The organism is Salegentibacter sp. Hel_I_6 (genome assembly GCF_000745315.1).
Taxonomy (GTDB): domain Bacteria; phylum Bacteroidota; class Bacteroidia; order Flavobacteriales; family Flavobacteriaceae; genus Salegentibacter.
The window spans coordinates 1,328,236-1,342,853 of record NZ_JQNQ01000001.1 but is presented as its reverse complement, the minus strand read 5'-3'; the positions used below and the strand labels follow the sequence as shown (position 1 = coordinate 1,342,853).

The following is a 14,618-nucleotide window of genomic DNA, read 5'->3' as shown; positions in this document are numbered from 1 at the left end:
CCTACTTTATCAAAATCCCCTTATAGCGACTTAGGTTCTTTAAGCATATTCCGGTTCCTCTTACTACGGCTCTTAAAGGATCTTCAGCAATATAAACCGGAAGATCGGTCTTTTGTGATAACCGCTTATCTAAACCTCTAAGCATAGAACCACCACCGGCAAGATAAATACCAGTATTATAAATATCGGCTGCAAGCTCGGGCGGAGTTTGGGATAAGGTTTCCATTACCGCATCTTCTATTCTTAAAATAGATTTGTCTAAAGCTTTCGCAATTTCTCTATATGAAATATTTACCTGTTTTGGTTTTCCGGTTAAAAGGTCACGCCCCTGTACGCTCATTTCTTCTGGCGGAACTTCTAAATCTTCAGTCGCCGCACCAATCTGAATTTTTATTTTTTCCGCAGTGCGCTCTCCAACATAAAGGTTATGCTGGGTACGCATATAATATACAATATCGTTGGTGAAAACATCACCGGCAATTTTAACCGATTTATCACAAACAATTCCACCAAGTGCAATTACCGCGATTTCGGTAGTACCACCACCTATATCAACAATCATATTTCCTTTTGGCTGCATAATGTCTACTCCAATACCAATTGCAGCAGCCATAGGCTCGTGAATAAGATAAACCTCTTTCCCATTAACTCTTTCTGCACTCTCCTTAACCGCACGCATCTCAACCTCTGTAATTCCAGATGGAATACAAATCACCATTCTAAGCGCAGGGGTGAACATCTTTTTCTTAAGTGCCGGAATTTCTTTAATGAACATAGTGAGCATTTTCTCACTGGCATCAAAATCGGCAATTACCCCATCTTTTAACGGACGAATGGTTTTGATGTTTTCATGGGTTTTTCCCTGCATCATCGCAGCTTCTTTCCCTACTGCGGTAATTTTTCCCGTAGTACGGTCTCGTGCAACGATAGAAGGACTGTCTACAACTACTTTATCGTTGTGGATAATTAGTGTGTTCGCAGTTCCTAAATCTATTGCTATTTCTTCAATGAGAAAGTCAAAAAATCCCATGGTTTGTTTTGGTATTGAGGTTTGGTAAATGTAATAAATTAATGTTTAAAATGGCGTGTTCCCGTCATCACCATCGCTATATTATTTTGGTTGCAATAATCTATACTAAGCTGATCTTTTATAGATCCTCCAGGCTGGATTACTGCTGAAATTCCCGCGTTTCCGGCTATCTCCACGCAATCTGGGAAAGGGAAAAATGCATCACTCGCCATAACCGCACCTTTTAAATCAAAATCAAAAGATTTAGCCTTCGCTATACTGTGCGTTAGCGCATCTACACGAGAAGTTTGCCCGGTTCCACTGGCACACAATTGTTTGTTCTTTGCTAAAACGATGGTGTTAGATTTTGTGTGTTTACAAATTTTGGAAGCAAACAACAGGTCAGATAACTCCTCATCGGTTGGATTATTGTTTGTAGCTTGCTTTAAATCTTCAGCTGCATCTGTTTTATGATCTTTATCCTGAACTAAAACTCCATTTAAGCAGGTTCTAACCTGCTTCTGCGGAAGTTCAATTTCTTTCTGAATTAATAAAATTCTGTTCTTTTTCCCTTTCAGGATATCTTCGGCTTCAGTAGAAAATGAAGGAGCAATCACTACTTCGCAGAATAATTTATGAATTTCTTCAGCAGTAGTTTTATCAATTTCAACATTACTAATTAAAACACCACCAAAAGCTGAAACAGGATCGCCGGCTAAAGCATCTGCATAAGCCTGGTGAACGGTGTCACGTTGAGCTAAACCACAGGCATTATTATGTTTTAGAATCGCAAATGTTGGCGCTTCGCCTTTAAATTCATTGATGAGGTTTACCGCTGCATCAACATCTAACAGGTTGTTGTAAGAAAGTTCTTTTCCGTGAAGTTTATCGAACATTGCGTTAAAATCACCAAAAAACTGGCCTTTCTGATGCGGATTTTCTCCATAACGAAGCGTTTTTCCGTTTTGAATACTTTCTTTGTAAACTTCAATCTCTTCTTCAGCATTAAAATAGTTGAAAATTGCAGTATCATAATGCGAAGAGATATTAAAAGCTTTTCCGGCAAAAAGTTTTCGATCGGCAAGACTGGTTTCACCATTTTTTTCGATCAATAAATTTTCAAAATCTTTATAATCTTCTACCGAAGAAACACAAAGCACGTCTTTAAAATTCTTTGCAGCAGCGCGAATAAGCGAAATCCCGCCGATATCTATTTTTTCGATAATATCTTCTTCTGAAGCTCCCGATGCAACGGTCTTTTCAAAAGGGTAAAGGTCTACAATCACAATGTCTAACTGCGGAATTTCGTATTCAGCAAGTTCCTTTACATCACCTTCATGATCCTGGCGATTTAAAATTCCGCCAAAAACTTTTGGATGCAGCGTTTTCACCCTTCCACCTAAAATTGAAGGATATGAAGTCACATCTTCAACAGGTACTACTTCAATACCAAGATCTGTAATAAATTTTTCAGTTCCCCCGGTAGAATATATAGTGATTCCCAGGTCATTAAGTTTTTTTACGATGGGTTCCAGGCCATCTTTGCTAAATACAGAAATTAAGGCAGATGTTGCTTTTTTTAAGTCGCTCATTGTGTTGTGTTTGTTAAAGTGGCAAAAGTAAGTATTTAAGCCAAAAACATAAAAGGCATTTCTTTTATTTATCCAGAAATTTTGTAACGAATTTTAAAGCCGGGCGTCATACCTCTAAGCACATAAAAATCCCGAATTTATTTACGCACTAATTAGGATTTGAAATGTACCGCCTTAGGCACTAAAATGATTTAATTATTCAACCCAATGTCTCGTGGGTTTTCCCGAGCTTTATTAATTATGCTAATATATCTACGCGTACTTAAAGAGAGTTTTAATTTTGCGATCAACGCATTAAAAAACAACAAACTAAGAACTTTTCTTTCCTTGTTGGGCGTTACTATTGGGATCTTTTCTATTATTGGCGTACTTGCCGCAGTAGATTCTTTAGAACGCGAAGTAAAAGGAAGTTTAAGCGCTTTGGATAACAGCACAATTATTGTAATGCGTTTTTCTTTTGGGCCTACCGAGATTCCGCAATGGAAACGGCAGCAGTTTCCAGATGTCTCTTATGATGAATATCAATACTTAAAAAGGAATCTTCCAAATACAGAATCTATAAGTTTTACCATTGGAGTTCCCGATGAATCTATAAAACACCAGGATGTTACCAGCACCGGTGTTGGAGTTGGCGCAATTACCCACGAATATTATGATATTGAAGCACTGGAATTGGAAGATGGACGTTTCTTTAATGAATCGGAATCGGTTAGCGGTTCGCCGGTAATTGTTCTTGGACACGAAATTGCAAATAATCTTTTCGAAGGCCTTAACCCTCTTGGAAAAGAAGTACGACTTTACGGTAGGAAACTTACTGTGATTGGCGTGCTTAAAAAACAAGGGGCAAGCTTATTTGGTGGCTCTAGAGATGGCCAGGTATTCGTACCTGCAAATATTGTGAGAAGAGTTTATGGCGATAACAATAAGGGCGTTTTTCCGCAGTTGATTTTAAAGCCTGAAGATGATGTTGATAATGCCGAATATATAGCAGTTTTAGAGCAACAACTTAGAAATTACCGCGGAATTAAACCCGGAGATATCAATAATTTCTTTGTAAATCAGTTACAGGGTTTTGCCGATTTTATAGATAATATTACCGGACAACTAAATTTCATAGGATTGATAATCAGCGGTTTTTCACTACTGGTTGGTGGCTTCGGGATTGCAAATATTATGTTCGTAAGTGTAAAAGAGCGAACCAATTTAATTGGAATCCAGAAGTCTCTTGGAGCAAAAAATAAGTTTATACTATTTCAATTTTTGTTTGAAGCTGTTATTCTGGCTGTCATTGGAGGATTAGTTGGACTCGGGCTTGTATGGCTGGTTTCGCTCGCGGCTTCACAATTTACCGGCGATTTTCAATTTGTACTTTCCTCATGGAATATGTTCATAGGCTTAACGGTATCAGCAATAATTGGTTTGATTTCTGGGATTATTCCTGCAATTTCGGCTTCAAAATTAGATCCGGTGGAAGCGATTAGGACAGGAATGTAAGAATGAAGGATTAAAAGTATCCTGATTTAAAGGTGGCTTATGAAGAAGATATTTATTCCAAAAGTGTTAATTATTATTGTACTTCTCACTTTTCAAAATTTTAGCGCGCAGGAAGATTTTGTATTAAGTAAGGTAGAAAACCAGGAGTGGTTGGAAGATCTTAAAAACACCAGGAGCCTAGATGAGCAATTAGTTAAAATTCGACGTAGAATGTTGCAAGATACGGCTGTTTATTACAATTACAGAAATGGTGATTTTGAAACTGAACAGGAAAAGCAAGAACTTATTGGCTCTAATTTTCAAAAAGAATCTCCTTCAAGACCTTTATACATTTTTGCTTTTGCAGAAGAACGGCTGCTTCTGGATGCTAATCCTAAAAGAGATAAAGTTTTAAGAATATTCGAAGTTTTAAGAGAAGTTTCAAAAATAGAAGTTTTGAAAACCATAAAACCTCTGGATTTTAAAGGAAAACCAGAAAGGTATTCTTCAGTTAGGATTACCATCGAAGATGAGCGTGTCTACAAAGAAATAGCCGTTATTATAGAAGCAAATAATTAATTTAATTCAAAACTTTAGCTACCTTTTCGTTTATCCATTCTAAAAACTCTTCATCTTCTTTAGAAAATGGATCTGGAGTATGAGAATCAATATCTATCTGACCAATATTTTCACCGTTTAAGAAAAGCGGCACCACAATTTCGGCTTTAACATTAATACTACAGGCTATATAATTGGTTTGCGCTTTTACATCGGGTACCACAAAGTTTTGATTAGAAACTGCTACCTGTCCGCAAATCCCTTTTCCAAAAGGAATAATAGTATGATCTGTAGGTTCGCCAGCAAAAGAACGTAATTTCAACTCTTCTTTATCACCATTTTTGAAATAAAAACCTACCCAATTATAATATGGGATATTTTCTTTCAAAACTTCACAAACCTGCGATAACCTGTGGTCAACAGAAAGATTTTCATTTTCAAGAATTGATGTGATTTCTGGTTTTAATTTCTGAAAAGGCATAGTTGATATTTTCGTGCAAAAGTATTCAAAAATTATAGTAAGGGCAGGCTCATATTTATATAAATTTGTTAAAAACCCACGCTAAAATTGATAAAATTATTCGTAAAATATAAATCGGTACTCCGTTTCATCTTTATGTTTTTAGGGAGTTACCTGGTTTTTACGCTAATTTATAATCTTTACCTGGAGTTTTTTAGATCTCCGGTTTATTACCCCGATTATTTCACCCATCTCGTAGCAAAACAAAGTGAAGCTTTAATAAGTAGCTTTGGTTACAATGCGCAAATTTTGCCACACCAGTCAGAGCTTTCTATGAAATTGATTGTAAATGAGGCTTATTTAGCGAGAATCGTAGAGGGTTGTAATGCGATTAGTATTATAATTCTATTTACTTCTTTTGTGCTTTCCTTCTTCGGAAAATTAAAATTGACCATATTGTATTTATTTGCAGGTTCTGTAATTATTTACGCAATGAATATTATGAGGATCGCCATTCTTGCCGTTGGGATTTACGAATATCCACAGCATACAGAATTTTTACACAGTATCATTTTTCCTTTAATTATTTACGGTACCGTATTCTTACTCTGGGTAATCTGGGTGCGTATTTATAGTCATAAAGAAAAGTAATGAAGCAACTATTAAGACTTTTGGGAATTGCGGTTTTAGTGACTTTACTGGTTTTAGTCAGGCTTTTTGAACATCAGTTGTTTTACGACCCTTTAATTGATTTTTATCGCTACGGTGGGTATTTGGCGATGGATGTTCCCCAAATTATCTTTCCAAAATTATTGCTGAATGTTAGTTTACGCTACTGGCTTAATACTATAATTTCCCTGGTAATTCTTTATGTAAGTTTTCGCGATAAAAATATCGTGAAATTTGCTGCGCTGCTTTTTGCTTTACTTTTTGGAATTGGTCTGGCAACATTCACCGTGCTTTATTATAATTTGAATTCAGAAAATGTAATGGGCTTATTTTATGTACGCCGATTTTTAATACATCCATTATTTATACTCATTTTGCTACCCGCTTTCTATTATTATCGATTAAAAAAACGGGAAAACCTATAATCTTGAAACTTAATCCCAAAAAACCGAAAAGACTTTATTTCAAAATTTTAACTACTTTTGTAGCTAGATGAAAAAAGCTTTTCAACATAGCATTTCTGTAGCAATGGCATTTTTGGTGCTGTTTTCAACCTTTTCTTTTACGGTTGATAAACATTTCTGCGGAAGTTTTTTAGTAGATAAAGCCATTTTTTCTGAAGCCAAAACCTGCGGAATGCAAATGGAAACTTCAACTGAAGATTCCTGCTGTACCAATGAAAAAGTAGCGGTAGAAGGCCAGGATGAATTAAAACATCAGTTTGATTCCCTGGATCTTAACCAACAGGTTTTTCTTGCCGGTTTTACTTATTCCTATATTTATATTTTTAAAGATCTTTCAAAAGAAAGTTTTCCGTTTAAAGATTATTCCCCACCACTTCTGGTCAAAGACATACAGCTCACAGACCAGGTTTTCCTTATTTGATATACATTTTTGTAAACGTCTCACTGTCTCAAAATGATAAATCGTCATTGCGAGGTACAAAGCAAGCTGTTAATGTCAGCAAATTATTGCTCCTGATAAAATGGGCATCGCTATGACGTTTATAGTTTCATTTTTGAGGCTACTTCCTCATTACAGCGCTTAGTTGTTTTATAAATGTATATCAACATCCATGTTCAATAAGATCATTAAATATTTTCTGTATAACCGACTGGTTTCCATTCTGCTGCTTGTTTTTTTAATTGGCTGGGGATTGGTGACCGCTCCTTTTAATTGGGATACGGGTTTTCTTCCAAATGATCCTGTGCCGGTTGATGCTATTCCCGATATTGGTGAAAACCAGCAAATTGTTTTTACCGATTGGCCGGGGCGTTCCCCGCAAGATATTGAAGACCAAATCACTTATCCGCTAACCAGTTCTCTTTTGGGAATTCCGGGCGTGAAATCTATTCGTAGTTCTTCTATGTTCGGATTTTCAAGTATCTATATCATTTTTGAAGAAGATATAGAATTTTACTGGTCGAGAAGCCGTGTTTTAGAGAAATTGAATTCTCTCCCTGCTGGCTTATTGCCCGAAGATGCTCAACCTACCCTGGGGCCTGATGCTACTGGTTTAGGTCAGGTTTTTTGGTACACCCTGGAAGGTCGCGATAAAGATGGAAATGTAACCGGAGGCTGGGATCTTCACCAATTGAGAAAAGTTCAGGATTATTATGTGAAGCTAGGCTTAAGTGGAACTCAAGGAGTTTCTGAAGTTGCTTCCATTGGCGGTTTTGTGCAGGAATACCAAATTGATGTTAATCCCGATGCGCTTAAAGCATACGGAATTGGCATCAACCAGATCATGATGGCGGTAAAGAATTCCAATCGCGATGCCGGCGCGAAAACTTTAGAGGTTAATAAGGTGGAATACCTGGTGCGCGGACTCGGGTATATAAAATCTACTGAAGATATTGAAAATACCGTGGTCGCCGAAACCGATAATACTCCAATCCTGATTAAGGATCTTGGGCAGGTAAGTTTAGGTCCCGCAGAACGCCGGGGCGTTTTAGATAAAGGTGGCGCTGAAGTCGTTGGTGGTGTTGTCGTGGCACGTTATGGCTCAAATCCTTTGGAGGTTATTCAAAATACCAAAGATAAGATTCAGGAAATTTCGACTGGTTTACCTTCTAAAACCCTTGCCGATGGTACCGAAAGTCAGTTAACCATTGTGCCGTTCTACGATAGAACACAACTGATAAATGAAACTATAAATACGCTGGAGAGAGCGCTTTCTCACGAAGTACTAATTAGTATTATTGTGATAATTGTTTTGGTTTTAAACCTTCGGGCTTCGATTTTGATTTCCAGTTTGCTGCCGGTGGCAGTGCTTATGACTTTTATTGCGATGCGCTATTTTGGAGTGGATGCTAATGTGGTGGCGCTTTCAGGTATTGCAATCGCTATTGGCGTAATGGTAGATGTTGGGATTGTTTTTGTTGAAAACACCATTCGCTGGCTCGAAATGCCCGAAAACGAAAATGCCCGCGGAAATAAACTTGCCGGAATAATTTATAAAGCAACTGCTGAAGTAGCCCCCGCCGTAACCACGGCTTTAGCGACTACTATTGTAAGTTTTATCCCGGTGTTTTTTATGGAAAATGCCGAAGGAAAACTATTTCGCCCCCTGGCATTTACTAAAACCTTTGCACTGGTCGCCGCTTTTTTAATTGGAGTATTTGTATTGCCAATGCTGTCTTATTTCTTTTTTAATATCAAAATCAATAAAAATAAGACGCAACAAATCTGGAATACTGTCCTAATCGTTTCCGGAATTCTACTGGCAATAATTCTTAGTTTCTGGTTGCCTTTAGCGCTTACACTAATTGGCTTGATGAAAATTGCTGAAGATAGAAACCCTCAATTTCTGGGTAAATATTCCAAACTGGTTATTCCCGTATTGATTCTGGCGGTAACTATTTTCTTTCTTGCTGAAGAATGGATGCCACTCGGTTTTCAGAAATCGGTTTTTGCTAATTATTTCTTTGTAATCCTGTTGCTCAGTATTACACTGGTAATTTTAATGATGGTGGTGAAATTCTACGAACCAATCCTAAATTGGTGTTTAACCAATAAAGGAAAGTTCCTTGCGCTGCCCATTATCACTATATTTTTTGGGGTGATGATCTGGTTCGGTTTTCCAAAATTATTCGGATTTGTAGCTAACGGATTTGATAAAGTAGGCTTGAATGTAAGAACAACGCAGGTTTGGAGCGGAATGGCACACAGTTTTCCCGGTGTAGGTAAAGAATTTATGCCTTCTTTAAATGAAGGTAGCTTCTTGCTAATGCCAACTGCAATGCCTCACGCCGGAATGGAAGAAACCACTAAAACCCTAAAACAATTGGACCTTGCGGTAACCAACATTCCTGAAGTAGAAATTTCCGTAGGGAAACTGGGAAGGGTAGAAAGTGCTTTGGATCCGGCGCCAATTTCTATGTTTGAAAATATCATCAATTATAAACCGGAGTATATTCATGCGGAAGACGGCTCGATGCAGCGTTTTAAAGTTGATGATAAAAACCGATTTATTCTGAAATCTGACGATACTTTGACGAATTCCGAAGCTATTCGGCAAAACATTTCCGCAGGACAATTAATTGAAGATGAAGATGGAAAATTTTACCGAAACTGGAGGGAACATATTAACAGCCCCGATGATATTTGGGATGAGATTACGAAGCGCACAAAACTTCCCGGGGTAACTTCTGCACCGAAATTGCAGCCCATAGAAACCCGACTGGTCATGTTACAAACCGGAATGCGGGCGCCAATGGGAATTAAAGCTTATGGTCCAGACCTGCAAACCATTCAGGATTTTGGAATGCAACTGGAAGAACTTTTAAAAGAAGTGCCATCAGTAAAATCGGAAGCGGTTTTTGCCGATAGGGTAGTGGGGAAACCTTACCTGGAAATAGATATAGACCGAATCGCGATTGCACGTTACGGTTTAAGTATTGAAGATGTACAGCAAACCATAGAAACTGCGATTGGCGGGATGGAAATTACTTCTACGGTAGAAGGTCGCGAGCGATTTCCGGTTAGGGTAAGATATCCGCGGGAATTACGTGACGATCCCGAAAGTATAAAGCAAATTTTAGTGCCAACTTCCAGGGGTGCGCAAATTCCGTTAGGGGAACTCGCTGAACTCAACTATGAACGCGGCCCGCAAATGATAAAAAGTGAGGATACCTTTTTAACCGGCTATGTGCTTTTTGATAAACGCGATGGTTTTGCTGAGGTAAACGTAGTGAACGATGCCCAACGACATATCCAGGATAAAATTGATGCAGGAACATTAAAGGTGCCGCAGGGAGTGAGTTATAAATTCTCCGGAAATTACGAAAACCAGGTGCGGGCGGTAGAGCGGCTTGCCATTCTTATTCCTATTTGTCTGGTGATTATTTTCCTGTTGCTGTATTTTCAGTTTAAAACCATTATCGCTTCTACGATCCACTTTTCAGGAGTATTTGTGGCTTTTGCTGGCGGATTTATAATGATATGGCTTTATGGACAGGGTTGGTTTATGGATTTTGATCTCTTCGGAACCAATATGCGTAACCTTTTTCAAATGCACGAGATCAATTTGAGTGTGGCTGTTTGGGTTGGATTTATTGCTTTATTCGGAATTGCTACCGATGATGGAGTTTTAATGGGAACATACATTCACCAGGTTTTTGAACGTAAAAATCCGAAAACAGTAAACGAGGTTCGGGAAGCAGTTATGGAAGCCGGTTTAAAACGAGTTCGCCCGGCGATGATGACCACCGCGGTAACCATAATCGCACTTTTCCCAGTATTGACATCCACAGGAAAAGGTTCCGATATTATGGTGCCCATGGCCATTCCAATCGTAGGAGGAATGCTTATCCAGATCATGACGATTTTTGTAGTGCCGGTATTGCAGGCCATTTGGAGGGAGAGAAAAGAAGCCCCCTCCAACTCCCCAAAGAGGGGAGGGTTTAGAAATTGATAACCCTAAGGTTTGATTTAAAATATAATAATGAAAATAAACTCGAAACATATAATTTTCACCTTGCTTTTACTCCCCCTTTGGGGGGCAGGGGGGCTTGCCCAGGAATTGGACGATTACCTCCAAATTGCAGCAGAAAATAACCCAAAGTTAGAATCGGCTTATACGCAATTTGAGGCAGCGCTTCAGCAATCGCCTCAAGTGGCTTCGCTTCCCGATCCTACACTTACGATGAGTGCGTTCGGAAGAATGATAGAAACTCGTTTGGGAGCCCAGGAAGCACGTTTTAGCCTGATGCAGATGTTTCCCTGGTTCGGAACTTTAAAAGCCAAACGAGCATCAGCTGATTTACTGGCAGAAGCCAGATTTCAGGAATATTTAGCGATGCGCGCCGATTTGTTTTTTGAAATAAAAGAGTCGTACGCTGAACTTTTTGCTATTGAGAAAACTATTGCTTTAAAAGAAGAAAACCTGGAGATCTTAAATTCTTACCGCGATCTTTCCCTGAGTAAATTTAGAAGTGGAAGCTCGAAAATGGTGAATGTGGTTCGGGTAGATATTAAAAAGGATGAAGCCATAACCGAGATCGAGCTTGAAAAAGAACGGCTGGAAAGTTTTAAAAAACAGTTTAATCTTTTGCTGAATAGAAATATGGAAGCCGAAGTTGCCATTCAGGATACCCTGATATTTAATGCTGAAAACCGAATGGAAAATATTAATTCTGAAGAAGCTTTTAAAATGCATCCGGAACTTACCAAATTCGATTTGGAGCTTCAGGCGTATGAAAGCAATTTGGAAATCGCCCAAAAATCTGGTTTGCCCAATATCGGGATTGGTGTGGACTACGCGGTAATTTCAGAGCGTACTGATGCGAATCCTCCACGAAACGGGCAGGATGCGATTATGCCCATGCTTTCGGTAAGTTTACCGATTTTCAGAAAAAAATATAAAGCAGCAGAAAAGGAAGCTGAATTAATGCAGGAAGCCGCGATTCAGAATAAAGAAGCTCGAAAAAACCAACTGCAAAGTGAATTTGAGCAAACTGTTTACAACTTAAATAAAGCGGATAAATTACTAAAACTTTACAAGCGACAAATAGAAAGTTCAGGACAGGCCAATAAGCTTTTGATTTCTGCCTTTAGTAATAATGACGGCGATTTTGAAGAAGTGCTTCAAATGAATCAGGATATTTTAATGCTAAAAACCCAGCAAATTGAGGCTTTAAAAACCGGATTTACGGCACAGGCAAAAATGGATTATTTATTTGATGAAGGAACGATTAATTAATTTGCTGATGTGCTGATATGTTTTTTTAAATTTTATAAACTATTTTGATTATGGAAGGAAAGAATGAAGTTTTAGAATTGAGTTTTAGGCTAGCACTTCTAACTATCGAATTTTCTGAAAATCTGGAAGAAAAGCGCAAATATATAATTGCCCGCCAGCTCCTGAAATCGGGCACAAGTGTGGGGGCAAATGTTAGGGAAGCGCAAAGTTGTGAGAGCAAACGCGATTTTATTCACAAATTAAAAATAGCACATAAAGAAGCCGAAGAAACTGAATACTGGTTATTGCTTTGTGAAAAGTCAAAAACTTATGAATCGCCTTCAGAAGAAATAAAACAAGTGCTTTTATCGGTACAAAAACTATTAAGTAAAATTATTTACAGTACGCGTTTGAATTTGAATAACTGATTTAACCGCTTGATAAATTTATATATAAAAATATGGAACGTTTAAAAAACATACCCAATAACAAATTCTTTATTGGATTTGTGATTTTACTACTGGGATTCTTTTTGGGTTTTCTACTAAGTCCATCAAGTAGCCCTGAGGCATCGGCACATAAGCACATCAAATCATCAGAAAATCATTCCTGGACCTGTTCTATGCATCCTTCGGTACGACAAAATGAACCGGGGGATTGCCCAATTTGTGGGATGGATCTTATTCCGGTTTCAGAAGATGAGGGAGAAATGGATTCAGACAAGTTTGTGATGAGTGACAATGCTTTGAAACTGGCCAATGTGCAAACCATGCAGGTGGGAAGGAGTGGCGCTTCAAAAGAAATTAGGCTAAGCGGAAAAGTTGAGGTAGATGAACGAAACACCTATACCCAATCTACACATATTCCAGGGCGAATAGAGCAGTTACGCGTTAATTTTACAGGAGAAAAAGTGAATAGAGGCCAGGTTTTAGCCAGCATATATTCCCCAGCATTAGTAACTGCACAGGAAGAATTATTGCAGGCAGCTGCCATAAAAGAAAGTCAGCCGGAACTTTTTGAAGCAGCAAAACAAAAGCTTAGAAACTGGAAAATTAGCGACGGCCAGATTGAGAATATCTTGAATAATAATGCTGCAATAGAACGCTTTCCTATAACAGCAGATGTTGGTGGTGTGGTAACCGAATTAATGGCCGAGCAGGGTGATTATTTAGAACGGGGAATGCCAATTTACGAAATAGCAAACCTGGATAAACTTTGGGTACTTTTTGATCTTTACGAAAGTACGATGGGGGCTGTAAAGGAAGGAAGTAAAGTGAAATATAGCATTAAATCTATCCCGGGTCAAACTTTTGAAGGAGAGGTAGATTTTATAGATCCTTTACTAAATAATAATACCAGGGTGGCTACAGCCAGGGTAGAAATTGATAATCAAGACAGGCGTATTAAACCGGGAATGTTTGCCACGGGAATAATAGAAAGCAATCTTGATGCGCAAAATAAAGAAATTGTAATTCCAAAATCGGCGATTTTATGGACGGGAAAAAGATCTTTGGTTTATATAAAGGAAACTATGAATGAGCGTTCTGGTTTTAGTATTCGAGAGGTGGTTTTGGGGAATTCCCTGGGCGATTCTTATATTGTTGAAGAAGGTTTAAATGAAGCTGATGAAATTGTAGTGAACGGAGCTTTTACCGTAGATGCTGCAGTGCAACTCGCGGGAAAACCAAGTATGATGAGTCCGTCGGAAACTTTTGAAAATTCTAAGGAAGCAGAAATAGAGGTTTCAGAAGATGAAAAGCAGGCGCTAAACAATGTTTTTGACAAGTATTTTGAATTAAAAGATGCCCTGGTTGAAGATGATTTTAAAAATGCTTCAGGTACTTTGGAAGCACTTGAAAATAGCCTGGCAACTATTGATAATTCTAAATTTGAAAATTCGGCCGCAGATGCTTTCAAAAATTATAAAAGAGAGCTTCAGATGCATTTATCTGACTTAAAAGCTTCCGAAGATATTTCAGCATTTAGAGATGGGTTTGATGAATTTTCAGCAGTAATAATTAGAATGGCGAAGAGTTTTAAACCTTTTGATGAGCGCGTTTATATTCAACATTGCCCTATGGCGAATAATGATAAGGGTGCCAACTGGTTGAGCTTTTCCGAAGAGATTAGAAATCCATATTACGGCAGCGCTATGCTTAACTGTGGGGAAGTTACCGATACGATTAAAGAATAATCTAATACTAACCAAAAACCCAAAAAGATGAATAAATATTTGAAATTTGGATTAATGATGGCAACGTCATTTGTAATAATGTATGCCATAATGTTCTTAAATGCCGATGTTTTTGATCACGTTATGTTGAGCACAATGCGAACTTATATGACGATTTTAATGATCGCACCAATGGCCATAGTGATGTTGTTGTATATGTGGGGAATGTATAAAAATAAGGCGGTGAATATCGCTATTTTAGTAATTTCGGTGTTGGTTTTTGGATCCACTTATTATATGATGAGAAACCAAACCGGGATTTCAGATATTCAATATATGAAAGGGATGATCCCGCATCACTCATCTGCTATTTTGACCAGCCAGCAAGCCGATTTAAAGGATCCGGAAACCAAAAAACTGGCCGAAGAAATTATAAAAGCTCAGAAAAAAGAAATCGCACAAATGAAGGAGCTTATTGAACGATTAGAAAAACAGAAATAAGG

13 protein-coding genes are annotated in these 14,618 nt (G+C 38.1%); 10 read left to right on the top strand and 3 right to left on the bottom strand.

What is annotated here, in order from left to right; genetic code table 11:
- Position 1: 1 nt before the first annotated feature.
- Together FG27_RS06050 and purH are read right to left on the bottom strand one after the other, a co-directional pair.
- Complete coding sequence (locus tag FG27_RS06050; protein WP_037316851.1) at positions 2 to 1,030, bottom strand: rod shape-determining protein; 1,029 nt, start codon at positions 1,028 to 1,030, stop codon at positions 2 to 4.
- Positions 1,031 to 1,068: 38 nt separating this feature from the next.
- Positions 1,069 to 2,601, bottom strand: coding sequence for a bifunctional phosphoribosylaminoimidazolecarboxamide formyltransferase/IMP cyclohydrolase (gene purH / locus FG27_RS06045; protein WP_037316848.1), 1,533 nt, complete (start codon positions 2,599 to 2,601; stop codon positions 1,069 to 1,071).
- Between the two features lie 240 nt (positions 2,602 to 2,841).
- Between purH and FG27_RS06040 the strand changes: the two genes are divergently transcribed.
- Positions 2,842 to 4,095: an ABC transporter permease gene (locus tag FG27_RS06040; protein WP_037316845.1), complete on the top strand. Its 1,254-nt coding sequence runs from the start codon at positions 2,842 to 2,844 to the stop codon at positions 4,093 to 4,095.
- A gap of 39 nt (positions 4,096 to 4,134) precedes the next feature.
- The gene (locus FG27_RS06035) at positions 4,135 to 4,653 is read left to right on the top strand and encodes a hypothetical protein (protein ID WP_037316842.1); all 519 of its coding nucleotides are present in this window, start codon (positions 4,135 to 4,137) and stop codon (positions 4,651 to 4,653) included.
- 1 nt (position 4,654) lies between these two features.
- Here FG27_RS06035 and FG27_RS06030 read toward each other — a convergent pair whose 3' ends face one another.
- Positions 4,655 to 5,113, bottom strand: coding sequence for a GAF domain-containing protein (locus tag FG27_RS06030; protein ID WP_037316839.1), 459 nt, complete (start codon positions 5,111 to 5,113; stop codon positions 4,655 to 4,657).
- An 87-nt stretch (positions 5,114 to 5,200) separates the two neighbouring features.
- On the opposite strand from FG27_RS06030, the gene xrtF reads away from it, so the two are divergent.
- From xrtF to FG27_RS05990, 8 genes are all read left to right on the top strand, one after another.
- On the top strand, positions 5,201 to 5,743 hold the full coding sequence (gene xrtF / locus FG27_RS06025) for an exosortase family protein XrtF (RefSeq protein WP_037316836.1): 543 nt from the start codon (positions 5,201 to 5,203) through the stop codon (positions 5,741 to 5,743).
- Positions 5,743 to 6,186 carry an exosortase F system-associated protein gene (locus FG27_RS06020; protein ID WP_037316832.1) on the top strand — a complete coding sequence of 148 codons (444 nt, stop codon included), beginning with the start codon at positions 5,743 to 5,745 and terminating at the stop codon, positions 6,184 to 6,186. The genes xrtF and FG27_RS06020 overlap by 1 nt, the downstream gene beginning before the upstream one ends.
- Before the next feature lie 67 nt (positions 6,187 to 6,253).
- Positions 6,254 to 6,646 carry a hypothetical protein gene (locus FG27_RS06015; protein WP_037316829.1) on the top strand — a complete coding sequence of 131 codons (393 nt, stop codon included), beginning with the start codon at positions 6,254 to 6,256 and terminating at the stop codon, positions 6,644 to 6,646.
- A gap of 190 nt (positions 6,647 to 6,836) precedes the next feature.
- On the top strand, positions 6,837 to 10,676 hold the full coding sequence (locus FG27_RS06010; protein ID WP_037316827.1) for an efflux RND transporter permease subunit: 3,840 nt from the start codon (positions 6,837 to 6,839) through the stop codon (positions 10,674 to 10,676).
- Between the two features lie 30 nt (positions 10,677 to 10,706).
- Entirely contained in the window at positions 10,707 to 11,963 is a 1,257-nt protein-coding gene (locus tag FG27_RS06005; protein WP_037316824.1) for a TolC family protein, read from the top strand.
- 50 nt (positions 11,964 to 12,013) lie between these two features.
- Positions 12,014 to 12,370, top strand: a complete 357-nt coding sequence (locus tag FG27_RS06000) for a four helix bundle protein (protein WP_197051666.1) — start codon at positions 12,014 to 12,016, stop codon at positions 12,368 to 12,370.
- Positions 12,371 to 12,402: 32 nt separating this feature from the next.
- A complete protein-coding gene (locus tag FG27_RS05995; RefSeq protein ID WP_051935773.1) occupies positions 12,403 to 14,136 on the top strand; it encodes an efflux RND transporter periplasmic adaptor subunit in 1,734 nt (577 codons plus the stop codon).
- 27 nt (positions 14,137 to 14,163) lie between these two features.
- Positions 14,164 to 14,616, top strand: coding sequence for a DUF305 domain-containing protein (locus FG27_RS05990; protein WP_037316818.1), 453 nt, complete (start codon positions 14,164 to 14,166; stop codon positions 14,614 to 14,616).
- The last annotated feature ends 2 nt before the right edge of the window (positions 14,617 to 14,618 follow it).